We start from the raw sequence: 24,952 nt of genomic DNA on the forward strand, positions 1-24,952 counted from the left end.
TATGAATGTAAACTTAATAATATATTATTGAGTATAATATAAAAACAAAAACAAAAACAAAAACAACGACTAGGACACATTTTTTTTAAATTATACTTATTTTTCGGAGATTTTAATAAAAAATATTAATTAATTAATATTTATTGTATAATTTTTGTGATGTTGAGGTAATTTGTTTTCTCCTGATTTACATTGGGATTTGTGGCTACCTAATAAGCGGCTTTGAATATATTCATTCGAGACTTTTATGCTGTTAAATTTCTATCGCTTTTTAATTTGTTTACTTATACTTATAGGTGTTGGGCTTGTAGGTTTGGGGGTTAGTGTTCATGATAATTTTTTCTTGGGAGTGGCTTGTTTATTTTTTATAGCAGCAGCCCTTACTTTTCTTGAGTACAAGAATAAAAATATTGATCCATTTAGAAAGTTTTAAACAGACTATTTGATCAATTCTGTTCTGTTTAAGTCGATACATTGAATAAAAGCATCGGCTTAAACAGAAACTCTGTATCTGACTTTATATTTTATTTGTAATTCCCCGAAACCTTCACATAATTTTGTGCCGAATACGGTAAAAATTCTTTTTCTTTATCCGTGAGTGGACGTACTTTCTTTACCGGGCTACCTACATACAAATAACCGCTTTCTAGAACCTTATTGGGTGGAACAAGCGAACCCGCGCCAATCATTACATCATCTTCAACAATCACATCATCCAGAATAATCGTACCAATACCGACCAAAACACGATTGCCAATGGTACAACCATGTAGTTTGACATGATGGCCAATGGTGACATCTTCACCAATAATTAAAGGCGAACCTTCAGGCTTATCGGCTTTCTTATGGCTGACATGCAACATCGAGTGATCTTGTACATTTGAGTTTTTACCAATCCGAATATGATTCACATCACCCCGAATTACGGCAAAAGGCCATACCGAAACATTTTCAGCCAAAACCACATCGCCGACCACAATTCCCATCGGATCGACATAACAGGAAGCATCAATCTGTGGGGTCATATCTAAATAAGAACGAATATTTTGGCTCATAACGATCTGTCCGATAAATGATGAAGGATCATGTGCATAGTATAAAATAAAAAGCACCCATCTGAATGAGTGCTTTGGTCTTAGTCCAAGACTGAAATGGTCTATTTAGACTTAGAACAAGTTGCTAAAGAACTGTTTGATATGGTCGAGCATACGCGCGAAGAAACCCGCTTCTTCCACTGCATTCAAAGCCACAAGAGGTTTTTCTGAAATGACTTTACCATCCAGAGTCGCAACATATTTACCGACAACTTGCCCCGGTTGTAATGGTGCAGTCAGTTTCGGTTGAACCACCAGCTGGGTTTTAATCGCATTGGCCTGACCTTTAGGCATGGTCACATTAAAGTTTTCAGCAAGTCCGATTTGAACTTCATCTTCCTTACCAAACCAGACTTTGGCTTTAGCAAGTACCTGTTTAGCTGGTTGAACATTTTTGGTTTCGAAGTTCGCATAACCCCAAGCCAGCAATTCACGTGTCTGCGTTGCACGTTCCTGCATGGTAGGTGCACCAAAAATAACTGAAATCAAGCGAGTAGGGCCACGTTTAGACGACGTGGTCAAGCAATACCCTGCTTCATTGGTATGACCTGTTTTTAAGCCATCTACACTTGGGTCGGTATACAGCAGGGCATTACGGTTACCTTGCTTGATGCCATTAAAGGTAAATTCTTTTTCAGCATAAATCGGATAATACTTGGAACTGTCTTTAATGATGTGCTGTGCCAGCGTTGCCATATCTTTGGCAGTCGAATAATGACCTTCAGCAGGCATACCGGTTGAATTGATAAAGCTGGTATTGGTCATGCCAATACGTTTGGCTTCCTGATTCATCATATGTGCAAAGGTACCCTCGTTCCCTGCAATATGTTCAGCCATGGCCTTAGATGCATCATTACCCGATTGAATAATAATTCCGCGCAGCATTTCAAGTGCAGTGGCCGTACCATTTAAAGGCACATACATACATGATTCCGCGCTACTACCGCGACACCATGCTGACTCATTCATGCGAACCTGTTCATCTTCAGTGAGTTCACCGCTCAATAGTTTTTGTTCGATGATGTAGCTGGTCATCATCTTGGTCATTGAAGCAGGGGCTAATTTTTCATTTTCATTTTTTGAAGCGAGAAGTTGCCCTGTCTCATAGTCCATTAGCACGTAGGATTTATTATTCAATTCTGGTGGTGCAGATAGGACAGTTGCTGCAAAGCTAAAACTAGGAACTAATAATAATGCAGCAAGGGCAGTTTTTTGGGTCATTTCTAGTGGGTTCCTATATCTTGATGTAAGCACGAAGAGCCTAGCATTTTAGGATAAAGCTAGGCGGACTTCTATGGGAAACCCGGTCTTATTTCAAAAGTATTGTAAGTAATCGGCAGAAAAGCAGCTTAATTGTTATAGGTGGTTAATTCATTACAAATCACCTGATTTTTTTTCTTGCCAGCTTTCTTGGCATCAGATTGTGCTTCAGCCAGAATACTGCGGAAATCGTTCTGTTGAACCATCTGGTTTAAGCTTGCAACCGGATTGCGCTGACCTGGCATATATTCAGTTACCAGCTTGGTATAGCCCTGATTGAACTGTGACTTGTCCTTAACCATGCTCGGGCAGATTTCTGAAAGAACATAAATCGCAGCCAGTTCCTGCTTGGTCACTTGCTGGGTTGGTGTGACATTGATATTTTCATTGGCTGCAAATGCAGAGGTGCCTAAAAGAGTCGCGGCAGAAGCTGCACAAAGTGTCATGGCTTGAAGTAATGGATATTTCATTAAAAAACTCAAAAAATAGATTTAGAACAATAATTTGCCTAGCTTAAACTTATTTTTGAAATTGAAAAGTGGGAAAATGTAGCGAAGCTGTAGAATTATGAAGAAATCTGTAAGAGAAAATAAGACGATGTTTACACCGTCTTATTTGAAGATTTATCTAGCTTAGCCCTGGTAATCCAGAATCTCTTCGCATACGGTTTTTTGTTCGTCAGTACTGGTTTGTTTGGCACCCTGACGGGCTTCTTCCAGTAAAGATTTATATTCGCTATCTGCCTGTAGTTTTTGATAGCTCATGCCTTTATCTGAGTAGTCTGCAAGATAAGACTGGATGAGAGTCTGAATAATGCTGTCTAATTTTGCATTTTGGCCAATCATAGCCGGGCAAACCTCAGCCATGACTTGTGCCGATGCGATGTCTTCTTTCACAATGGTATTGTTTTCGTCAACAGTCAGCTCGCTCGCCATAACTGAAGGAGAAACAGATACTGCCAGGCTTAAAGCGAAAGCACTAAATAAAGAGAATTTTTTAATCATCTTGAGCCACATATTTTAAAGATGGATGTCGAGCAGTAAATATATATAATTCCAGCACTAATACAATTAAATGTCCTAACCAGTCATTTTTTAGCGCGACGAGATTTTTCAGTGAATATTTTAGTTTCAAATGATGATGGTGTGTTTGCACCGGGTATTCAGGCATTGGCACAGGCTCTAAAACCTTTGGGGAGGATTGTTATTGTAGCGCCAGAAAGTGAGCGCAGTGGTTACTCCAGTGCTTTGACTCTGGACCGACCTTTAAGCCTGATTCAGATTTCTCCCGATGTCTGGGCTGTCAATGGTACTCCGGCAGATTGTGTTTATCTGGCTATGAACGGCCTGTTTGACTTTGAATTTGATCTGGTGGTCAGCGGTATTAATAGTGGTGCCAATCTGGGGGATGATGTCTTGTATTCCGGTACAGTCGGGGCAGCCTTTGAAGGTCGCTTAAGTAAACATCCTGCTATTGCGGTGTCATTGAGTGGGCCGAATGTACGCAGCTATCAACACCCTCAGGATTATCAGCTGGCTGCCAACTGGGTACATGATTTTATTGCACGCGGTTTGCCGGTTCTTCCTGAGCGTCATATTTTTAATATCAATATTCCGGATATGGCTGAATTACAGGGTGAAAAAGTGACTTATCAAGGCCGCCGCCGTCAGTCGAAGCCCATCACCAGTCATGTTGACCCACGTGGTCGTCAGGTGTACTGGATTGGACTGTCTGGAGAAGCAGTAGCAGAACCCAAGCAAGGGTTGAGCGAGATTGACTCGGACTTCTTTGCTGTGGCCAATGGCTATGTCAGCATTACTCCGATTCAGATGGATGCCACCAACTATGAGGTTTTGCGGAATCTTCAAACACAATTGGCAGAAAATGCGTTCTCAGTGTTATAACTTTGTGAAAAACTCGCGATTGCAAGTATATTGCAGTAAAACTTTGCTAATCTTAACGGGATTTTGCAACCGTATAGATCTTAGAGAGGAAGATAATGTTCTTGGTGTTACCGAAATGTGTTGTTGCTTCGCCTGCAGCCCTGATTAAAACCCTAGTTTTATCAACCGTTGTTATTTCTACAGGAGTAATCACCGGTTGTGCAACCAAACCTCAAGTAAATAATGCGACGCGTTATGCGACAGCTCCTGATTTCTATACGGTACGTTCAGGAGATACATTGAGTGGGATCGCAGCACGTTATGGACTGAACTATATCAGTGTTGCCGAGATGAATGATATTGCTGCACCTTACCGGATTTATGTGGGACAGTCGATCCGCCTGAAAAATAATACCGTACGTCGCAGTACCAGCACGCAGGCAGTGACTCAGGCAGCCCCTATCCAGCGTCAAACGATTGCAGTACCAACACCGGCACCAGTTACACCAGCGACCACCGTGCAGACTACACCGCGTGTGAGCACGCCGGCGCCAATGACACCCGTCTCTACTGCCGCGGGTTTAGGTTGGGTAAAACCGTCTAATGGCCCAGTTTTGCAGCAGTATAATCTGGCATCTAATATCAAGGGCACACGCTATAGCGGCAATGTCGGTGATCCGGTGTTTGCAGCAGCAGACGGGCAGGTGGTTTATGCCGCAGATGGCCTGAAAGAATATGGCAATCTGGTGTTGGTGAAGCATATTAATGGCTATATTACGGCTTATGCCCATAACAGCAAACTGGATGTAAAAAGCGGACAGAATGTAAAAGCGGGGCAAAAAATTGCAGAAATGGGTTCAACTGGTACAACGCGAACCATGCTTGAATTTCAGGTGCGCTTAGACGGCAAACCGATTAATCCAACTACAGTTTTACCAAACAATTAAATAAATAATGCAAAACGTGAATTTCGCCGTATAATACAATAAGTTGCTTTTATCAAATGATGAGGCATCTCATAAGTTTAGAGGGAAATTTATGTTAGATCAACTTCGAGCAATGGGTGTTTTTGCTTGTGTTGTAGAAAAAAACTCGTTTAGCGGTGCTGCCCGTGAATTAGGGATTACGACCAGCGCCGTGAGTCAACAAATTCGCTCATTAGAACATGATATGGAAGTGGTACTTTTAAATCGTTCAACGAGAAAGTTAAGTTTGACGGAAGCGGGACAAGCTTTTTTCTACAGTTGCCAGGAAATGCTATCTGCTGCAGAGCGCGGTAAAGTCCGAATCAATGAATTACGCGATGATCTTGTGGGTGAACTGCGCATTGTCGCTTTGCCAGAATTGTGCGCGAATCATGTGATTCCTGCACTTTCTCACTGGATGTCCGCACATCGTGGCCTGGCAGTACATCTGGAAACCAATAATCATGAGGTTGATTTGTTCGATGGGCGTATCGATATCGCCTTAAGATTTGAACAGAAAAATGATGAGCACAATCTTCAGGTGGTGCCATTGATGCAGATTGAGCAAATTCTGGTGGCGACACCGAGTTATATTAATCAGAGCACCATTATTTCACGTCCTGATGATCTTAAAAATCATGATGTGCTGCCTTTGACCCATATCAAAAATCATCAGTATTTCCAGTTTCAAAATGTCAATACTGCAGAAAAAGCCGATTTTGAATTGAAATCCCGTTTCAGTACCAATAATGGTCTGGTGGCAAAATCGATGTGCTTGCAGGGCAATGGGATTGCCAAGATTTTATATCTCGATGCGAAAAAAGACTTACTGAATGGCACTTTGGTTGAAGTTTTGCCTGAATGGCGACTTCCACCGATTACACTATATGCAGTCATGCCGAAACGTGAGCAACAACCGACAAAAATTCTTCGTTGCCTAGATACATTGAAACAATATTTTGACCAGATTTCTGGTGGGCGTATTTTACAAGCCGCATCATAAGATACAGAATATAAAAAAGCCGCTTTCAAGCGGCTTTTTTGTTTTTAAGCGCAGGGTTTAGGCCAAAAAAGCGTTGATCATTTTCACTAAACGCTCAATCAGCTGATCAGCCTGTTCCTGAGTAATGTTCAGGGTAGGTAATAGACGTACCACATTACCGGCAGTCACATTGATGATGGTTTTGTATTCATCACGTGCAATTGCGACCAGCTCAGCACATTCTTTCGGTAATTCAATTCCGATCATCAGACCGAAACCACGCACGCTCACATTTTGATCGGCCAGTTTGTTGCGTAGCTGATCCACGATATAAGCGCCTTTTTCCGCAGCATTGGCGACGATATTTTCTTTTTGCATAATATCGAGAATGGTGTAGACCACACGTGAACCCAAAGCTGTACCACTATAAGTCGAACCATGATTACCGGCAGTTAGTACACCTACACCACGACCTTGAGTCATGACGGCGCCAATCGGGAAACCATTACCCAAGCCTTTGGCTGTGGTCAGTACATCAGGAATAATGCTGGTGTGCTGATAAGCAAAATATTTGCCCGTACGGCCATTCCCGGTTTGCACTTCGTCTAGCATCATCAACCAGTTGTGCTGGTTACAGATTTGACGAATCTCTTCAAGATAGCTGAAACCTTGAGGTGCGGTATTTACACCACCTTCACCCTGAATGGGCTCAACTAAAATGGCTACGATATCCGGATGATGAAGCGCTGCCTCTTCAATCGCTTCGAGATCACCAAAAGGTACACGAATAAAACCTTCGACCAGCGGGCCAAAGCCTTCCTGAACTTTTTTATTGCCTGTTGCAGAAAGGGTGGCCATGGTACGGCCATGGAAAGAACGATCCGCCACAATAATTTTGGGTGAAGCAATGCCTTGCATATGACCGAATTTACGTGCAATTTTGATTGCACCTTCATTTGATTCTGCGCCACTGTTGGAGAAGAATACTTCTTCCATACCCGCGACTTCGGCCAGTTTTTGTGCTGCCGCAGTTTGCCAAGGCACTTCAAACAGGTTGCTGGTATGAATCAAGGTCGCAGCCTGATCAGCAATTGCTTCGGCAATGACTGGATGCGCATGACCCAGACCACATACTGCAATTCCGGTTAATGCATCTAAATACTCTGTACCATCTTCGGTATAAAGATATGCACCTCGTCCTCGGACAAAGCTGATCGGTTGACGGCCAAATACAGGCATCAAGTGAGAAGGTTGATCAGTTTGTACCGGTGCGAGGGTAATATTATTCATGACTAACTCTTAACTGTTAGGTGGAAAGAAAAACTTATATAAGCAAAAACCCGCTCAGATTTAAAGGGTAATTGTAAATAAAATTGGAATTATTGCTTTAGACATACTGTTTTGTCTGGATTTGGGTATAATGCCAGACAGATGAGTTGAGGATTTATCAATGACTGAACAAGCACGCGATACCGAAGCGTTAATTCGTGACCAAATTGCTAAACATGCAGTACTTCTTTATATGAAAGGCACACCGCAATTTCCACAATGTGGTTTTTCTGCACGTGCAGTAGAAGCACTCAGTCAGATTGGTCGTCCGTTTGCTTATGTAAACATTCTGGAAAATCAGGACATTCGTGCGATGTTACCACAAATCGCCAACTGGCCGACATTTCCACAGCTTTGGATCAATGGTGAATTGATCGGTGGGAGCGATATCATGCTCGACATGTTCCAAAAAGGCGAATTAAAGCCTTTGGTTGAACAGTACAGCCCGGCGGCTGATGCTTAATTAAATTAAGATTTAAATCAAGCCAGATGTTAAAAAAGCGCTTCATTGAGAAGCGCTTTTTTATTGCTATTTTAAAGATAGAGCAACGACCGGATTAATCTTCTGTTGCTGCATTTGGCTTTTGAGCTATTGCATGACCTGCTTCAAGTTCAGTGTGTGGCTCAACAATTTGCTTCTTGTCTTTTTTCTTCTTCTTTTTTTTCTTTTTCTTCGGTAATTCGACCAGCTCACCACCATCTTCAATCGCTTGCCAGTAATCCAGCTGTGCCATCACCGCGGCATAGATTGAATTTTTGCTATAGCGACCTTTTTTATCCAAGGTGCCGACCGGACGCGCCATCAGGATTTCCAGCGCCTGATCAATGGTATCAATCGCATGAATATGGAACTGACCTTCTTCGACAGCAATGGTGACATCTTTACGCAGCATCAGATGCTGCATATTCTGACGTGGAATAATCACGCCTTGTTTGCCGGTCAGACCTTGCAGCTTGCAGGCATCAAAGAAACCTTCAATTTTGGCATTGACACCGCCCACTGGCTGTACTTGTCCCAACTGGTTCATAGAGCCGGTAATGGCCCAGGATTGATCAATCGGTAACTGGCTAATCGCAGAGAGCAGGGCAGACAGTTCTGCGACTGTGGCACTGTCACCATCGACCTGACCATAGCTTTGTTCAAAGGCCAGCGCAGCAGAGAAGTGCAGGGTCTGTTCACGACCAAAATGTGCTTTCAGGAAAGACGACATCAATAACACGCCTTTGGCATGCAAGGAGCCACCGAGTTCCACACTGCGCTCAATGTCGAGAATGTCACCACCCCCTTGATACACCGAAGCAGTCAGGCGTGAAGGAAGGCCAAATTCGACATCGGCATAATGAATTACCGACAAAGCATTAATCTGTCCCAGACGATGGCCACGGGTTTCGATTAGCTGTGTACCACGGGTCAGATCCTGCCAGTACAACTCACGTAAATAGCCTAAGCGATATTTGCGATGATCGAGTGCGGTATTGATATGTTTTTCCGAGACCATCTTGTCACCGGCCTGAAAGGCATGATGATGCGCTTCACGAATCAGGTCACCCAAGGTCAGGGCATGTAATGATAGTGAGCTTTGGTCTTCGGCCTGACGGCTGGAATCTGTGAGCAGTGCAGCCAAAGCAGAACGGTCAAAAGGCAATAATTTATCCGATTGCACATAGTCGGCAATCAGCTGCATATAGGCCTGCTCGTTGTCGTCATTACGTTGTAATGTATCGGTAAAATCAGCACGGATTTTAAAGATGCTGCCCAGCTCCGGTTCAAGCTCTAAAATTTCATAATAAATTTCAGGCTCGGCCAGCAAGATCACTTTAATGTTCAATGGAATCGATGCCGGTTCAATTGAAATACTGCCGGTCAGCGTGATCATATGCTCAAGCGAAGACAGTTTTAAATGCCCGGATTTAAGCGCACGCTTCAAGCCTTGCCATGCATAAGGCTGTTCCAGCAATTGTTCCGCTTCCAGCATCAGAAAGCCGCCATTGGCTTTATGCAACGTTCCGGGACGAATCAGGGTGAAGTCCGTGGTGATCGTGCCATTTTGGGTTAGCTGTTCCACATGACCAAGTAAATTGTAATGTGTTGGAAAATCTTCAAAGATGACTGGCGCACCGCTATTCGGCTTGTGGGTAATAATCACGTTGGCCTGATAACGTGCCGGTACGCGGCTGAATAGTGCCGGGGTGAAATCATCCTCTTCCTGTTCCAGCACGATTTCGACATTATTGATAATATCTTCGGCATAATATTTTAGATAATGTTCCAAGCCTTGCACATGTTTGAACTTGGATAAAATCTGTTCTACACGTGGCACCACCACCTGTTTGGCAATATCACGATTCAGAATCTGAACTCGGTCGCGTGCATCATCTTCCAGATCACCCAGATGCAAACCCAGACGCTCCAGTTTTTTGTCCATATAGCGCATATTGGTCGCCAATTCGGCCCGATCCTGATTGTTCAGCGCATTCAGATCTTCCTGAGTCATTTCCTGTAATTTGTCATCAATCAGATGTACGGGAACAAAACAGTGTTCATCGTGTCGCGAGATCAGTTTCAGATCGAGTTCTGCACCTTCTTTGGTGAGTTCGATCAGCGCCTGTTGCTGTTCATCGCCAGTTTCCTGGCGAATCATTTCAATGCGGTTGTGATAGGTTTCCGCAGTAAAACGGCGTTCGAGCTGTTTCAGAATGGTTTGCCAGCTTTGATTTAGCATGGCCTGAAATTTTGGACCCTGACCGGCAGGCAGCTCCAAAGCTATTGGCTGGCGCTGGTTTTGAAAGTTGTTGACATAAACCCAATCATTGGGTGTTTCCATGGTTTTGGCATGCTGTTGCAGCAGGCGCTTCACCATAGTGCGTTTGCCCAGGCCAGCCGTACCCACGGCAAAAATATTATAGCCTGAATAAGGTAAGGCAATCCCGGCCTCTACCGAAGCCCGTGCGCGGTCTTGCCCCAAGAAATTATTCAGGGGCTTGATCCGTTTGGTCGACGCCGGAATTTTTTCTAGGTTTGGAATGTGCGTCAGTTGGGTGGATTTTAAGCGGGTATGCTCAAGGGTGTTGTGAATTTCGCTTTGTTCAAATGCCGAGATAAGTAAATCTGAGCGGATATTTTCTGGTGTTGTCGTATTGTTGCTGGCGATAGAAGAATTAATTTGATCGAGTCTCTGGGTCACTGTTGAAATCCAAAACGAAATATTACGTTGATAAGCGTTAAGGTATACAGATTTGCTTGGAAAATTCAAGCGAACATGTGGCTTTTTCCAGAAAATAAAAAACCAGAAATGTGATAAATATATAAATCTTGTTGAAAGATGCGCTATTACAGGATTGAATAGCAGCAATTGGTTTTTCCGCGGAAAATAATAAAGCAATGACAACACAAACGACGGGTTGGAAATCCGCATTTACAGCATTTTTAGATCGACGTGCCTTGATCATGCTGTTCTTGGGATTTTCGGCCGGTGTCCCGATTCTTCTGATTTTTTCCAGTCTGTCTTTATGGTTAGGTGAGGCCGGAATCAGCAAAAGTGCAGTCACTTTTTTTAGCTGGGCAGCATTGGGCTACTCGTTTAAATTCGTCTGGGCGCCGCTCATTGATGAACTGCCAGTGCCTTTTCTGACCAAGGCTCTGGGACGCCGTCGAGCCTGGTTGCTGATTGCACAGATTCTGATTGTCTGCGCCATTTCCATTATGGCTTTTTCTGATCCGGCTTTGGGCGTAACTCATTTACAGCAAATGGCGCTGGGTGCAGTCCTGTTAGGCTTTTCTGCTGCAACGCAGGATATTGTGATTGATGCCTACCGGATTGAACTGGCGGAAACCCAGATGCAGACCGTCTTGGCCGCGACCTATAATGCCGGTTATCGGATCGGGATGATCGTGGCGGGTGCTGGCGCCTTGTTTCTGGCCGCTTATTTGGGCACAGCCAAAGGCAACTATATCTATGATGCCTGGAAATGGACCTATCTGGCCATGGCCGCGGTAATGCTGGTCGGAATTGTCACCACGCTTTGCATTCGGGAACCGCAGGTTGACCGTGTGCCTAAACATTATCTGCGCAGTGATTATTTCCGTTTAGTCGCAGTGTTTTTTGTCGCAGTGATCAGCTTTGTACTGAGCTATATCTATTCAGGCAATCTGGTCGCCAGTATTACCGAACAGTTCACCATTCAAGATACTTTTGCCTTGTTCTGCTTTGAAGCCTTACGCTTTATTGGTTCTGGTGCGATTGCCTTTGCCATTGGTGCAAGCTTGGTGAAAATGGGTGCAGTCAACAAGCAGATGGCCTATGAAACCTGGGTTAATCCGGTTGCAGACTTCTTTAGGCGCTATGGCTTAAAACTGGCATTGGTGCTGTTGTTATTGATCGGTTTTTATCGGGTTTCCGATATCATCGCCGGGGTGATTTCCAATGTCTTTTATCAGGACCTGAATTTCAGTAAAGAGCAAATCGCTGAGGCGGTCAAAGTTTATGGCGTTATTTTCTCTTTGATCGGTGGATTTCTGGGTGGGTTGTTGGCCCAGAAAATGAATATCATGAAACTGATGTTTGTCGGTGCCGTGCTGGCCTGTTTGACCAATCTCATTTTTATTGGGCTGGTCAAGTCAGGTGAACAACTGGCCGCTGTTGAAGTTAGGGTGGCTAATCAGGTTTATCAGGCAGATACAGATGAAGTTGGTTACTGGAAGCTGGAGCTACCGAGTGCCGTGCTGGCGCAAAGCAAGCAGTTACAAGTATCGGCTGCTTATCTGGATGGAGATGTTACTGATCAGGCCCCGGTACAAGTCAGTATGCCGTATTTAACTGAAAAACCGGGCAGCACCCAGTTACAGATCCTGCCGATTACGAGTGATAATACGCTTACAGCTGCTGAACAGGACAAGACCATTGTGGTGCGTGGCCAGTATGTCGGTAAAGCACTGCCAGAAAATCAAAAGATCGTGTTGCAGATTAACGACCAGAATATTGATGCGAAACTGGAAAGTGAGGGCATATTTACTGCCGCGATTCCTGCGCAGCAACTGATTCACTCACCCGCACATATTGTCAGTGCAGTCTTGATGCAAGATGGCCAGGCGCTTCAGCAAACCACACATGTTTATCAGGTCAATGATCAGCTCATCCCTGGCCAGAATCTGGATGTCGATATTCAGCCTTTGGCGGTGATAGATGGCAGTAGTTCCGACATGATCGAAGTCAGTGGTAAGGTCATCAAACCTTATAGCGACAAGTGGCTTTATTTTGCCATTATTGTCGATAATCTGGCTGCCGGACTTGCGGGTGCTGCATTTATTGCATTCTTGTCGAGCCTGACCAGTGTGTCATTTACCGCAGTTCAATATGCGATTTTTAGCTCACTCATGACCCTGACTCCCAAGATTTTAGGCGGATATTCGGGTACTATAGTGACCAATATTGGTTATCCGAAATTCTTCCTCATGACCACGTTAATTGGGATTCCGATCCTGATTCTGGTGGTTTGGGTCGCAAAACTGCTCGGTGAACACCAACAACAATCTGTACAGAAGGATGATTAATATGCGCATGCTGCATACCATGTTACGTGTAGGCAATTTAGAACAATCGCTCAAGTTCTATACTGAAGTACTTGGCATGACTTTGCTTCGTAAACGTGATTACGAAGAGGGCCGTTTTACCCTGGCTTTTGTCGGTTATGGCGATGAAGAAAATCACACCGTACTTGAATTGACGCATAACTGGGATACAGACAGCTATGAGCTGGGCAATGCCTATGGTCATATCGCGATTGCAGTCGATGATGCTTATAAGGCGTGTGAAGAGATCAAGGCACGTGGTGGTAATGTCGTGCGTGAAGCTGGTCCAATGAAAGGCGGTGTGACTGTCATTGCATTTGTAGAAGACCCAGATGGCTATAAAATCGAGCTGATCCAGCAAGATCAAGATGCACGTAATAACTAAGTGGGATGTAGCGTGATAGATGAAATGTATTCACGTATAGATGAAAATATTACATCAACCTGAGTGCATAGCATGGGCCCGGCATCTGTTAAGATAGCCGGGCATTTTTTTATCGAACAATAAAACTTTAAGGGAAGAACAGCAGATGCTTAAATTGTTGGCATTGGACCGCTTTACGATATTGCTATTTGTCATGGTGCTGTTGGCCAGTGTAGTGCCTGTCTCCGGACAGGCCGCTGAAGTTTTTGGCTGGATCACGACAGGCGCGATTGCCATTCTATTTTTCCTACACGGTGCCAAGCTGTCCCGCGAAGCGGTGGTGGAGGGGATCATGCACTGGAAATTACATACTTTGGTCTTTGCACTGACTTTTGCCTTGTTTCCTATTCTAGGTTTGCTGGCCAAGCCGATTTTATTGCCAATGCTCGGGCAGGAGCTGTACTGGGGCTTCCTGTTTATGTGCTTCCTGCCATCCACCGTTCAGTCTTCGATTGCTTTTACTTCCGTCGCACATGGGAATGTGGCCGGTGCTGTCTGTAGTGCTTCTTTTTCCAATATTATCGGCATGTTTATCACCCCGGTATTGGTCGCATTTTTCATTTTAGGTCAATCTGAGCACGGGTTTGACCCAACCGCTTCGATTATCCAGATTACGCTGTTGTTATTGGTACCTTTTATCTTGGGGCAAATTTTACGTCCCTGGATTTATCCAAAAATGATGAAAATGCCAAAAATCGTCAAGGTCTTTGATCAAGGCTCAATTTTACTGGTGGTCTATGGTGCTTTTAGTAGCGCCGTAGTAGCGGGACTTTGGAATGAAGTCAGTCTCAGTACATTATTGCTGTTATTGCTAGCCTGTTCGGTGCTTTTGACCCTGGTGATGCTGTTGTCGCTGTATATCCCACGCTGGCTGGGTTTTAGTCGCGCTGACCAGAAAACGGTATTTTTCTGTGGTTCTAAAAAAACCCTGGCCAGTGGCGTGCCGATGGCACAAATTCTATTTATTGGCCAGCCACTGGGCATGATTGTCTTGCCGATCATGATTTTTCATCAGATTCAATTGATGGTTTGCGGGATTATTGCCAATGTGTGGGCCAAAGAGGCTGAGTCAGAAGCAGAAGAATAATTCGCATATTGAATTTGTTTCACGTATAATAATGCCCACTTGTTGTGCTTAGCTCTGACGGTATCCGTCTCGGTGGGCCAAAAGAATGGTCTGTTGTGGTGTTGATCTGCATGAACTTTGTTCCTGCTTCCTCATTTGAGAGTGATCAATAGCGATGACAGCTAAACCTTCTTGAATCTAATGGAGTAATCGACCATGCGCGCCGATATTCACCCAAAATATGAAACTTTAGTTGCGACTTGTTCATGTGGTAACGTAATCGAAACTCGTTCAGCTGCTGGTAAAGAAACACTTTACCTAGACGTATGTTCAGCTTGCCACCCATTCTATACTGGTAAGCAAAAGAACGTTGACACTGGCGGTCGTATCGACAAGTTCAAACAACGTTTTGCTGGTATGTCACGTTCTGTTAAACGTTAATACCCAAAATGAAAAAACGGGCCTCAAGCCCGTTTTTTTGTGCCTGCCATTTGGAAAATAACCGCATGGCAGGCATATAACTATTTAATGCTCTTGTACATCAATCAGGTGATCGAGTTTTTTCTGGAAATAATCCCCTTGAATAAAGCGGGCATCAACATTCCAGGCATTGGCGAACAGTGTCATATCATTTAATTCGCGGACCAGAATATTCAGCGGTTTGATATCATTATAGCTGGTGATTTTTTCCTGCAGCTGCTCGACTTCAGTCTCGTTATTCAGCATCTGGGTCAAGCTGGAATGCAAGCTGACACCATCTATTTCCAGCTCACGCAGCAAATTCGGACTATACATCGATTGACCAAAATCACGCAGCGCAATCAGCGCGCCATGTTCATGCAGAACACGTAGATATTTCTGCGCATCCTGTTGATTCAGCAGAATATCTTCTTCAGAGAATTGCAGGATCAGCGGATGTCGGACTTTGCTGCGAATAATCGTAATCAGCTTGGAAATAAATTCCGGGAAGCTACGGTCTTTAAAGAGTACCGCACGGTTCAAATTCACGATTAAGGTCGCATCCGGATACTGGGTAATAAAGTTGTGCAACTGTTTACTGGCTTCAACCAGAATCCAGCGATCCAGTTTAATCGACAGCTCATCATCTTCATGCAGTTCAAGGAGTGTAGAAATATCCTGCCATTTATTCTCATAAATGAAGCCGCTGGTCACTTCATAAGTATAAAGGCGGGTATCTTCTTTATCATACAACTGCTGATATTTTAAATGGATTTCACCACGATCCAGACATTCACTCAAAGCTTTCAGGATATGAGGTGTCGCCGCAGGAATAGAGCTGACTGCTGGACTGATCGCCGCAACTGTTGGGCTTTCGATTGGTGTTTCAGCCACACTAAAATCGATCTGCGGCATTTCTAGAGATGGCTGGTTGCTCAGTGAAGCAGGAATATCCAGTACAAATTCAGGTGCTACTTCTGCTTGAGGTAAAGACGTAGAGAAGGCTCGTGCAATCAGTTCATTGCAGTGCGCTTCATCATTTAAACCCTGTTCCAGAACCACATAACCCATGCGTAAATTGAGCGGGAACGAATTTTGTCCCACTGTCACTAATTGTGGCTTGCTGAGTGCATTTAATCCGATCAGTTTGGATTCAAGAATTGCTTTGGAATCTGCCTGGAACAGACCGACAAGGACGTCATATTCCAGCTTGAATAATGGAACATGGGTTTGTTCTTTGAGGAATTCTTTAACAGCTTTGAAATATCCACTAAACGTCGTCCACTCAGACTGTAGAACTTCTGGTTCATAGGAACTTAAAGAGAAAGTTACTATGGCATTTACAGGTGCGGACTGTTTGGTTATTTCACGTTTAAGGAGCTGGAAAGTACTCGGTTTTCCGGCCGGCTTCTCGGTATTGCCTGCTTGAGCCTGAGTATCAATAGTAATTTGTAGTGCATCTTCTTCAGCGCTGGATGGCAAGAATTCCAGTTTTAATGGCTTAGATGCGGCGACACGCGGATTAAGAGAGTGGATTTCAACCCGGCCTAAATCGACCTGGCCTTGAGAAATCTTTTTGAAACGTGTTTTAAAGTCGTTTAGATCAGAAGGTTGTAATAGATCTAGCAGCGGCAGGCCAATAATCTCGTCTTCACTTTGTAAGCCAAACAGTTTCAGATAGTCTGCATTGGCCTGAATATGAATCCCTTCTTGAATGGTTGCGATGGCACGGTTACTATCTTCGACTAAGGATTGTGTCTGACTTTGTGCTGCTTCCAGTTCATTGAGCAAATGTTGCTGGGTCTGCGATACACGGCTAAATGACAATGCCCGAACCAGTCCCACATAAAAGCGTTCCAGGTAGTCAAAATTGAGAATGTCATAAATTCCTTTATGAATATACTGGGCATAGTGTTCAGCCTGATAGTCATCCGGTTTAAGCAAAATCATCGGCAGATGAGACTGCTGGGAAAGACGCACCAGACTTAAGGCCTGTTCATATTTCAGATCATAAGCACGGCCAAAGATAATCAGATCCCAGTTAAAATTTAACTGTTTTTCAAAAGATTGCAAATCATCAAGCAGGACAGCATCGACCTGATAGTCATTGCTGGTCAGAAGATCACGGATTTGATTATATCTAATTTGATTATCATCAATAATCAGTAAACGTGTTTCGGTACGTTTTAACTTTTTAGACAATAATGGATTTCTCACTTCAATGCTTCCCATAAATCATGATTTCTGCTTTCATTCATGTGCTGACCGATAAAGTTTTCTATCATTTCTTCTTCTTGATCATTCAATAATTCATAATCAAAACGGATAAAACTCTGCGTAATCAGTTGTGCTTTGGTCAGATAGATTTTTAATTCTTTCTGACCGAGGCGTAAATGAATGGTTTGTTTTTCCCTAAACATCTGTGAACCAGAGACAATCACACTGGTCGTGACCTGATCCAGTTGCGTCATTTTTACCAGCAGTGCAGGCTGATAATTGACATGATGGCGTTCGGTACGGCTATAAGCCGCGCAAGGGAATAATTCCTGAGCCAGAACTTCCAGACCAATTTCCAGACTCTTGTCGGTCGATTGCTTGATCCAGCGAATCACACCACCACGCCACTGACGCTGTGATTTTTCCTGAACCAGAATAAATTCACCGGTTTTTAGATTGGCAGGGGTAATACCAGTCCATTTAATCCGGTAACCATTGACACTAATATCCAGAACTTCAGCACTATGAATCTGTTTGGTTTCGCGATCGAGGGCCTTGATGCTGCTAAAACCACTTGGAATGGCATTTTCCATTGAGCTGACAAAACTGCTTTCACTCTGGAAATTATAATTGGCCTCAAGTTCCAGGGTCTCGTTAAAGTTTTTACCTTTGGATAGATAAAAATGTGCCACCGTCAAGCCAAAGCAGATATTGATCTGGGCTGAATATTCATAACGTTCGTGACGGCGTTCGATATTATTCGAGAGCAGATTATAGATATGAAAATGTAGTGCAGGGGTCAGGAACAGTTTTTCATTACGCGACAGATACTGGGCATTTTTGCTTTGAGTATGGGTCAAATGTTCCATCAGATTCTGGGTGGAAATATAGAAGCTTGGCTGAAAATTTTCACCCTGATGCGAATTAAAGATCGGGGGGTGATCTTTGCTGGCATCCACCACATAGCGGGACAGTGTGGTTTCTTTCGGTAGAATCTGCACCAGTTTGGCCCAGTCAAAACTGCATAGGTACAGCCCCTGAATTTCTGCAGGGCGAATCTGATGGGTATTAAAAATATCCAGTAAAATTAGTTGAGCATAAGCATGTGCAATATTCTGGATCTCGTGCTGGGTGCCTAAAACCTGATTGATATTGCTTTGGTAGAAATTATTTTCGATTGCACATTCAAGCAGTTGATGTGCAGCCAACCATTGCCCCATATCCGGTGTGCTGTATAACATATGCTGTTGATATAACAGCAGGCTGAGCTGTTGCAAAGCATAATAAATCGACACCATACGCGCGGTTTGAATGCTTTTCTTTTTACCCAGAGAAAACAGGGAAAATTTTTGATGGGTCAGTTGATGATTACAGCGTTTGACGATATCAATATAAATTTTGGCAAAATGGCTACGCAGCAGCATGGCCAGTTCAATGATTTGGTCGTTACGATCTGAAGTAATCAGCCCCTGATTGACAAAATGCTTTTCCAGACTGGTCAGAACATTTTCAAGGGTCGGATGCAAGACCTGAATCAGGTCAAAGCGCAGGGTTTCTGTGCATTTCAGCTCAGAAATTTCTAATAAGGCATTAAACAGGGATTTGGATGAATTTCCCAGTTGCAAAATTGAAATACCGGAAACCCACTCTTGCAAAGCTTTGGCAGTCGTCGGGCAAAAGCTCAGCTGATCCCGTGTGAGTTCCGTCGGTGTCTGAAAAATGTCGGACGTATGCTTGCTCATCTTTATTATTTAACTCAAAAATGTTGAAACCCCAAAAAGCGGTGTCTTATTGTTCTCGCCCGCTATTTCTCGAACCAGTTTAGGAACCAAATACCCCGGAAGGTTCGCTAAAACTTCAGTATAAATCTCATAAATGTCATCAGGTGGTAAATCAAAATGATGTGCACCTTTTACTTTATCAAGTACATGTAAATAATACGGCATCACCCCGGCATCAAACAAGCGATAGCTTAAATCTGTCAAAACCTGAGCAGAATCATTCACACCTTTTAATAAAACTGTCTGATTCAGCACAGTAATCTGTTCTTGAACCAACTGGTTCAAACGCTTGCAGGTGAAGTCATCCAGCTCCGATGCATGGTTGGAGTGTACCACCAGAATAATACGTAGCCTACTGTTTTTTAACATGCTAAGTAGCTCTTCGTCCACCCGGTTAGGGATCACAATGGGAACTCGTGAATGTATTCTTAAAAATTTGAGCTGTGGTAGAGATTCTAGCCGCTCGATCCAGAGTTGCAATTTCCGGTTGGATAAGGTCAGTGGATCACCACCGCTCAGAATCACTTCATTAATATCAGGCTGGCTTTCCAGATATTGCTTGATATTGATCCAGTCTTCATTTTTAGGCAGGTTGTCCTGATAAGGAAAATGCCGGCGGAAACAGTAACGACAATGCACGGCACAGGCACCGGTCAGCGTCAGCAAGAAACGCGATTTATATTTATGTAATACGCCGGGCTGCTGATTGGCCTGCTCTTCGCCCAAGGGATCGGTAACAAATCCCGGATGATCTTCCAGCTCCAGATGATGCGGCAGGACTTGTAACAGTAGCGGGTCTAAAGGATTGCCTGGCTGCATTTTGCCGACAAAAGCACGTGGCACGCGTAATTTGAACTGTTCACTGGCCAAAATGGCACCTGAGAGCAGCTGCGCCGGTGCGAGTTGCAGCAGTTCAAGCAGTTCGTGCGGATCGGTAATCAGGTCGCTAAGCTGTGATTGCCAGTTTTGTTCTTGATATAAATAATTCGTCATGCTGGAAGATTAACAGTAGAAGTGGGAGGGCAAGGCCAGAGGGTTGCAGTTTAACAGTTTGTCGAGAACCAGAATAATCTGCTGTGCGATAAAATTTGTCGTCATGACTATATGTCAAAAATGATGACAGCCGGATGGCATTTTAGCGTCCAGCAAGACATGAATAAACAAAGGATTTTCATGCCTGATGCTAACTTAGGCAGTGTGAAGGGCTGAAAGCGGAATTTTTCATTGCGGCGAGCGCCATTGCTCATTTAGAATACGTAACATTAAATGAATGTGCATGTGGCAACTTAATGTTCGTGTCAGACTTGCTAAATGACATTGCAACAGCCCTTAGCATCGATAGATTAAAGTTAGTAAGTTTGGAGAGCGCCAGTCATGGCCTATTATTCTACGAATGATTTCAAGTCAGGCCTTAAGGTTATGCTTGATGGTAACCCATGTTCAATCATGGAAAACGAATACGTAAAACCAGGTAAAGGCCAAGCCTTCAACCGCGTAAAATTACGTAACCTTAAATCAGGTAAAGTTCTGGAAAAAACATTCAAATCAGGCGAGAACCTAGAAGCGGCTGATATCGTTGAAGTAGAAATGGAATACTTGTACAACGATGGCGAAATGTGGAACTTTATGGATCCTGTATCGTTTGAACAGATCGCAGCTGATAAAACAGCGATGAGCGATGCTGCAAAATGGTTAAAAGACGATTCAAATGAAAAATGTACCATTATGCTGTTCAATGGCGTGCCGTTAAACGTGACTCCACCGAACTTCGTGGTACTTAAAATCGTTGAAACTGATCCAGGCGTTCGTGGTGATACTTCTGGCGGTGGCGGTAAGCCGGCGAAACTTGAAACAGGTGCTGTGGTACGTGTTCCATTATTTGTACAGCAAGAAGAAAGCGTTCGTGTAGATACCCGTACTGGTGATTATTTAGAACGTGCATAATGGTTTTAAAATAGACTATTATCGAGAGGGATGATCTAGATCATCCCTTTTTTTATGCCAAAGTCTTAGAGGAAAGTGAAAAGAACAGGCGTAAAGTCGCAAGGGAAAACAGCAGTACTTCGAACAACAACAACCGCGCTGATTTGTATGCATCACAATATGAGGGATTGAATGGAAACTTTACAAAAGAAGTCCACGCTGACTTCGAAAATAATTTGGCTTTTGGTAGCCATAGTGGGTGCAGTCTCCTTTGGAGTGCTGGCCCTGAGTCGGGGTGAGCATGTCAATGCAGTCTGGCTGGTACTGGCAGCTGCCTGTGTCTATAGCATTGCTTACCGTTTCTATAGCTTGTTTATTGCGACCAAAGTATTTGAGCTGAATGAACGCCGTTTAACCCCTGCGCATCGTCTGGCCGATGGTCTGGACTATGTGCCAACCAATAAAAGTGTTTTGTTTGGCCATCACTTTGCTGCAATTGCCGGTGCAGGCCCGCTGGTCGGTCCGATCCTGGCCGCGCAAATGGGTTATTTGCCCGGAACCATCTGGCTCTTGGTCGGTGTAGTACTGGCCGGTGCGGTACAGGATTTTCTGGTGCTGTTTATTTCGACCCGTCGTGACGGTCGTTCACTCGGTGAAATGGCCAAGCAGGAACTCGGCACCTTTGCCGGTATTATCGTCATGCTGGGTGCCTTGGGTGTAATGATTATCATCCTGGCTGTACTGGCACTGGTGGTCGTCAAAGCCTTGACCAATAGTCCGTGGGGTGTGTTCAGTATTGCTGCCACGATTCCGATTGCGATCTTTATGGGCGTGTATATGCGTTTTATCCGTCCGGGTAAAATTGCAGAAGTCTCGATTATTGGTTTTGTATTGATGATGCTCGGGATCATCTACGGTGAAAACATCGCGCAACATCCGTACTGGGGGCCGTTCTTCACACTATCGGGAACTGAGCTGACCTGGGCATTGATTATCTATGGATTTATTGCATCAGTATTGCCGGTGTGGCTGTTGCTTGCACCACGTGACTATCTATCCACTTTCTTGAAAATTGGTGTAATTGCGGGTCTGGCGATTGGTATTCTGTTTGCCATGCCTGAAATGAAACTGCCAGCGGTGACCAAGTTTATTGATGGTACAGGCCCGGTATTTGCAGGCTCCATGTTCCCATTCCTGTTTATTACCATTGCCTGTGGTGCTATTTCCGGTTTCCACGCCTTGGTCTCTTCGGGAACGACACCGAAACTGGTCAATAACGAACGCGATATCCGTGTGATCGGTTATGGCGGTATGTTGATGGAATCTTTTGTGGCGATCATGGCTTTGATCTGTGCCGCAGTTCTGGATCCGGGAATTTATTTTGCGATTAACTCGCCAGCCGCCTTACTCGGGACTACCGCAGAAAGTGCGGCAGAAGCAGTGCGTACCCTTGGTTTTGTGGTAACTCCTGAAGCCTTGACTTTATTGGCTCAAGAAGTCGGTGAAAACTCGATTCTGTCACGTACAGGTGGTGCACCGACTTTTGCGATTGGTATGGCGCATATCATCACGGAAATTTTTAATAGCCGTGAAATGATGGCGTTCTGGTATCACTTTGCGATTCTGTTTGAAGCTCTATTCATTCTGACAGCGGTAGATGCCGGTACGCGTGCCTGTCGCTTTATGGTGCAGGATACAGTCGGCATCGTGATTCCTGCGGTGAAAAACTCGCATAATTTCTTTGGTAACTTGCTGGGTACTGCGGTTGCAGTCGCAGGTTGGGGCTTCTTCGTCTATCAGGGCGTGGTCGATCCACTCGGCGGCATTAACAGCTTATGGCCGCTATTTGGTATTGGTAACCAGATTCTGGCTGCGATGGCGCTCATTCTCGGTACAGTCATTCTGTTCAAAATGAAAAAACAGAAATATGTCTGGGTCACCATTATCCCGACCGTTTTCCTGTTCATTACTTCCATGACTGCCGGCTGGCAGAAGATTTTCCACGAAAATCCGAAGATTGGTTTCCTGGCACAAGCTGATCGTTTCAATACGGCCATTGCCAATAATGAAATCCTGGCGCCGGCTAAAAGTATTGCAGAAATGCAGACTGTGGCCATGTCGAATCAGATTAATGCCGCACTTTGTGCCTTCTTTATGATCGTTGCTTTTGTGATGCTGTTCGCCGCGATTCGCGTGATTCGTCGTGCTTTAGCAGATCCGAATCCTTCTGTGCATGAAGCGGAAGCCATCTATCGCGATCCTGAAGACATTCAGCCAGCGAAAGGTCATTAAGGAGAGTCTTATGAATCTGAAATTTGCCAAAAGCGGAAAAACCATGATTTATAAAATCATCAAAATGACCGTGATGTCACAAAAGGATTTGATTCTGAATCCGAAAAACTGGTCACGTATTGCGACCTTGTGGCAACGCTTGCAGCAAAGTTTCCGCCTGATGGTTGGGGTGCCAGATTACCAGACCTATGTGGAGCATATGCGCAAGCATCATCCAGACCTGGAAGCGATGGACCCGAAAACATTTTATCGTCACTGTGTGGATTCGCGTTATCCATCGGCAGGCGGCGGGATGAAAAAGTGTCCGTGTTAATCATTGAGTAAAACAAGCGCCTTTCGGGGCGCTTTTTTATGCCTAAATATCGGTCTTAAAAATGGCCGAGCGAATGACCTCTCATTTCATTCACTCAGTTGTTTCAGAATATTCTTGATTCAAATCCAGGATAAAAATAAATCTGCATACCTTTTAAGTATGGTGTTTTAACTATCATAAATAAAATGTATACGAGGTATTAATACTCGCACTCGAAGAAAAAATGATTTCTTCTTGAACCGGTTTTTTTGCCTGTTTTCTATGTTGCCATTTTCTCCGTACTTGATAAAACCCACCTATTTTTATTTGAATTTTCGCCATTTTGTCGCGGGTATTCTCATTCAGTTACACAGATAGAGAATTGATCTTTTGGGGAAATTAAAATTTCAGTGTATGTTAATCCTAGACCGTGTTTTATTAGGAAAATTAGTGTGATCTGGGGCATGAAACAAAAGGAAAATAACGATACTGCACATCTCAATACTGTGCTTGAACAAAAGATTGCAAGTTATGCGCCCAAGATCCAGCATTTTTTTGAAGAGGTCAATGCCATCGTACTGGACAAGCAGGCCCAGACCAAGTTGGCGCTGTGCTGTCTGATTGCAGGTGGTCATGTTCTATTTGAGGATTTACCGGGTCTGGGGAAAACCACATTGGCGAGTAGTCTGGCACATCTGGCAGGGTTGAAGTTCCAGCGGATTCAATTTACCAACGATATGCTGGCCAGCGATGTCATCGGTATTAATATGTTTAACCAGAAAGAACATCAGTTCGAGTTTAAACAAGGCCCGATTTTCACCCAGATTTTACTGGCAGATGAAATTAACCGTTGTAGCCCCAAAACCCAGAGTGCCTTACTTGAAGCCATGGAAGAGGGTTATGCCACCATTGATGGCGTACGCTATGCCTTGCCAAAACCATTCTGGGTGATTGCCACACAGAACCCGCTGTTTCAAAGCGGCACTTATGCCTTGCCGGAATCGCAGCTGGATCGTTTTCTGATGCGTTTGTCTTTGGGTTATCCATCGCGTCATGCCGAGAAGCTGTTATTACAGCAGGAATCCCGTTTTGCCCTGATTGCCAGTCTGGCGCATATTTTTACTGAAGATGAAATTCTGGATCTGCAAAGTCTGGCGCATCAGGTCTTTATGAGTGAAGCGATTCAGGAATATCTGCTGGATCTGGCGGAAGAAACCCGCAAGAACCGTCATGGCCTGTCCACCCGTGGTTTATTGGCACTCAAGCGTGCAGCACAAGCGCATGCGCTGATTCAGCAACGTGTCTTTGTCACAGCGGATGACGTACAGGCCGTATTTGTGGCGGTGACTTCACATCGTCTGGGTTTGAGTGAAGCAGAAACTTTGAATGTCATGCAACAGGTTGCGGTCAGCTAAA

21 protein-coding genes are annotated in these 24,952 nt (G+C 44.2%); 12 read left to right on the forward strand and 9 right to left on the reverse strand.

The annotated features are described in order from the left end of the window. Positions 1-524: 524 nt before the first annotated feature. The 4 genes from FTU42_RS04675 to FTU42_RS04690 form a co-directional block, all read right to left on the reverse strand. Complete coding sequence (locus tag FTU42_RS04675; RefSeq protein WP_180072117.1) at positions 525-1,055, reverse strand: gamma carbonic anhydrase family protein; 531 nt, start codon at positions 1,053-1,055, stop codon at positions 525-527. 111 nt (positions 1,056-1,166) lie between these two features. Beyond that, on the reverse strand, positions 1,167-2,315 hold the full coding sequence (gene dacC, locus FTU42_RS04680) for a D-alanyl-D-alanine carboxypeptidase PBP5/6 (protein ID WP_005096478.1): 1,149 nt from the start codon (positions 2,313-2,315) through the stop codon (positions 1,167-1,169). Positions 2,316-2,443: 128 nt separating this feature from the next. Continuing rightward, positions 2,444-2,824, reverse strand: a complete 381-nt coding sequence (locus FTU42_RS04685) for an MCR_0457 family protein (RefSeq protein WP_005096480.1) — start codon at positions 2,822-2,824, stop codon at positions 2,444-2,446. Between the two features lie 162 nt (positions 2,825-2,986). After that, complete coding sequence (locus FTU42_RS04690) at positions 2,987-3,358, reverse strand: MCR_0457 family protein (RefSeq protein WP_005096482.1); 372 nt, start codon at positions 3,356-3,358, stop codon at positions 2,987-2,989. A gap of 111 nt (positions 3,359-3,469) precedes the next feature. Between FTU42_RS04690 and surE the strand changes: the two genes are divergently transcribed. The 3 genes from surE to FTU42_RS04705 all read left to right on the forward strand — a co-directional run bounded on the left by surE (position 3,470) and on the right by FTU42_RS04705 (position 6,205). Further along, positions 3,470-4,258 (forward strand): 5'/3'-nucleotidase SurE, encoded by a 789-nt coding sequence (surE, locus tag FTU42_RS04695; protein WP_180083098.1) that lies wholly within the window; start codon positions 3,470-3,472, stop codon positions 4,256-4,258. Positions 4,259-4,353: 95 nt separating this feature from the next. Beyond that, complete coding sequence (locus tag FTU42_RS04700; RefSeq protein WP_005096485.1) at positions 4,354-5,184, forward strand: peptidoglycan DD-metalloendopeptidase family protein; 831 nt, start codon at positions 4,354-4,356, stop codon at positions 5,182-5,184. A 91-nt stretch (positions 5,185-5,275) separates the two neighbouring features. Further along, positions 5,276-6,205 carry a LysR family transcriptional regulator gene (locus tag FTU42_RS04705; RefSeq protein ID WP_005096486.1) on the forward strand — a complete coding sequence of 310 codons (930 nt, stop codon included), beginning with the start codon at positions 5,276-5,278 and terminating at the stop codon, positions 6,203-6,205. 57 nt (positions 6,206-6,262) lie between these two features. Here the strand turns inward: FTU42_RS04705 and FTU42_RS04710 are convergent, their stop codons facing one another. Beyond that, entirely contained in the window at positions 6,263-7,474 is a 1,212-nt protein-coding gene (locus FTU42_RS04710; RefSeq protein WP_074382993.1) for an aspartate aminotransferase family protein, read from the reverse strand. 160 nt (positions 7,475-7,634) lie between these two features. Between FTU42_RS04710 and grxD the strand changes: the two genes are divergently transcribed. Beyond that, the gene (gene grxD, locus FTU42_RS04715) at positions 7,635-7,976 is read left to right on the forward strand and encodes a Grx4 family monothiol glutaredoxin (protein ID WP_004279738.1); all 342 of its coding nucleotides are present in this window, start codon (positions 7,635-7,637) and stop codon (positions 7,974-7,976) included. 94 nt (positions 7,977-8,070) lie between these two features. Here grxD and FTU42_RS04720 read toward each other — a convergent pair whose 3' ends face one another. Continuing rightward, entirely contained in the window at positions 8,071-10,698 is a 2,628-nt protein-coding gene (locus FTU42_RS04720) for a Lon protease family protein (RefSeq protein ID WP_005096488.1), read from the reverse strand. 197 nt (positions 10,699-10,895) lie between these two features. Between FTU42_RS04720 and FTU42_RS04725 the strand changes: the two genes are divergently transcribed. The 4 genes from FTU42_RS04725 to rpmE all read left to right on the forward strand — a co-directional run bounded on the left by FTU42_RS04725 (position 10,896) and on the right by rpmE (position 15,013). Beyond that, the gene (locus FTU42_RS04725; protein WP_180075213.1) at positions 10,896-13,064 is read left to right on the forward strand and encodes an MFS transporter; all 2,169 of its coding nucleotides are present in this window, start codon (positions 10,896-10,898) and stop codon (positions 13,062-13,064) included. Position 13,065: 1 nt separating this feature from the next. After that, positions 13,066-13,467 carry a lactoylglutathione lyase gene (gene gloA / locus FTU42_RS04730; RefSeq protein ID WP_005096493.1) on the forward strand — a complete coding sequence of 134 codons (402 nt, stop codon included), beginning with the start codon at positions 13,066-13,068 and terminating at the stop codon, positions 13,465-13,467. Positions 13,468-13,612: 145 nt separating this feature from the next. Then, entirely contained in the window at positions 13,613-14,593 is a 981-nt protein-coding gene (locus FTU42_RS04735; protein ID WP_005171651.1) for a bile acid:sodium symporter family protein, read from the forward strand. A 195-nt stretch (positions 14,594-14,788) separates the two neighbouring features. Further along, the gene (rpmE, locus tag FTU42_RS04740) at positions 14,789-15,013 is read left to right on the forward strand and encodes a 50S ribosomal protein L31 (RefSeq protein WP_005096496.1); all 225 of its coding nucleotides are present in this window, start codon (positions 14,789-14,791) and stop codon (positions 15,011-15,013) included. Positions 15,014-15,097: 84 nt separating this feature from the next. On the opposite strand, the gene FTU42_RS04745 is transcribed toward rpmE, so the two are convergent. Genes FTU42_RS04745 through epmB form a run of 3 tightly spaced genes read right to left on the reverse strand, consistent with a single transcriptional unit; the run spans position 15,098 to position 20,022 of the window. Further along, positions 15,098-17,263 (reverse strand): EAL domain-containing protein, encoded by a 2,166-nt coding sequence (locus FTU42_RS04745; protein ID WP_180083099.1) that lies wholly within the window; start codon positions 17,261-17,263, stop codon positions 15,098-15,100. Further along, positions 17,245-18,990: a GTPase gene (locus tag FTU42_RS04750; protein ID WP_180000251.1), complete on the reverse strand. Its 1,746-nt coding sequence runs from the start codon at positions 18,988-18,990 to the stop codon at positions 17,245-17,247. Before FTU42_RS04750 ends, FTU42_RS04745 begins: the two co-directional genes overlap by 19 nt. A gap of 9 nt (positions 18,991-18,999) precedes the next feature. Then, the gene (gene epmB / locus FTU42_RS04755) at positions 19,000-20,022 is read right to left on the reverse strand and encodes an EF-P beta-lysylation protein EpmB (protein WP_180075215.1); all 1,023 of its coding nucleotides are present in this window, start codon (positions 20,020-20,022) and stop codon (positions 19,000-19,002) included. Positions 20,023-20,403: 381 nt separating this feature from the next. Between epmB and efp the strand changes: the two genes are divergently transcribed. From efp to FTU42_RS04775, 4 genes are all read left to right on the forward strand, one after another. After that, entirely contained in the window at positions 20,404-20,973 is a 570-nt protein-coding gene (gene efp / locus FTU42_RS04760; protein ID WP_005171644.1) for an elongation factor P, read from the forward strand. 171 nt (positions 20,974-21,144) lie between these two features. After that, positions 21,145-23,244, forward strand: coding sequence for a carbon starvation CstA family protein (locus tag FTU42_RS04765; RefSeq protein WP_005171642.1), 2,100 nt, complete (start codon positions 21,145-21,147; stop codon positions 23,242-23,244). Between the two features lie 10 nt (positions 23,245-23,254). Next, positions 23,255-23,557: a YbdD/YjiX family protein gene (locus FTU42_RS04770; protein WP_005096505.1), complete on the forward strand. Its 303-nt coding sequence runs from the start codon at positions 23,255-23,257 to the stop codon at positions 23,555-23,557. A 431-nt stretch (positions 23,558-23,988) separates the two neighbouring features. After that, positions 23,989-24,951: an AAA family ATPase gene (locus FTU42_RS04775; RefSeq protein ID WP_180075216.1), complete on the forward strand. Its 963-nt coding sequence runs from the start codon at positions 23,989-23,991 to the stop codon at positions 24,949-24,951. Position 24,952 lies beyond the last annotated feature (1 nt).

Source organism: Acinetobacter sp. YH12102, assembly GCF_013419125.1.
Lineage (GTDB): Bacteria > Pseudomonadota > Gammaproteobacteria > Pseudomonadales > Moraxellaceae > Acinetobacter > Acinetobacter pseudolwoffii.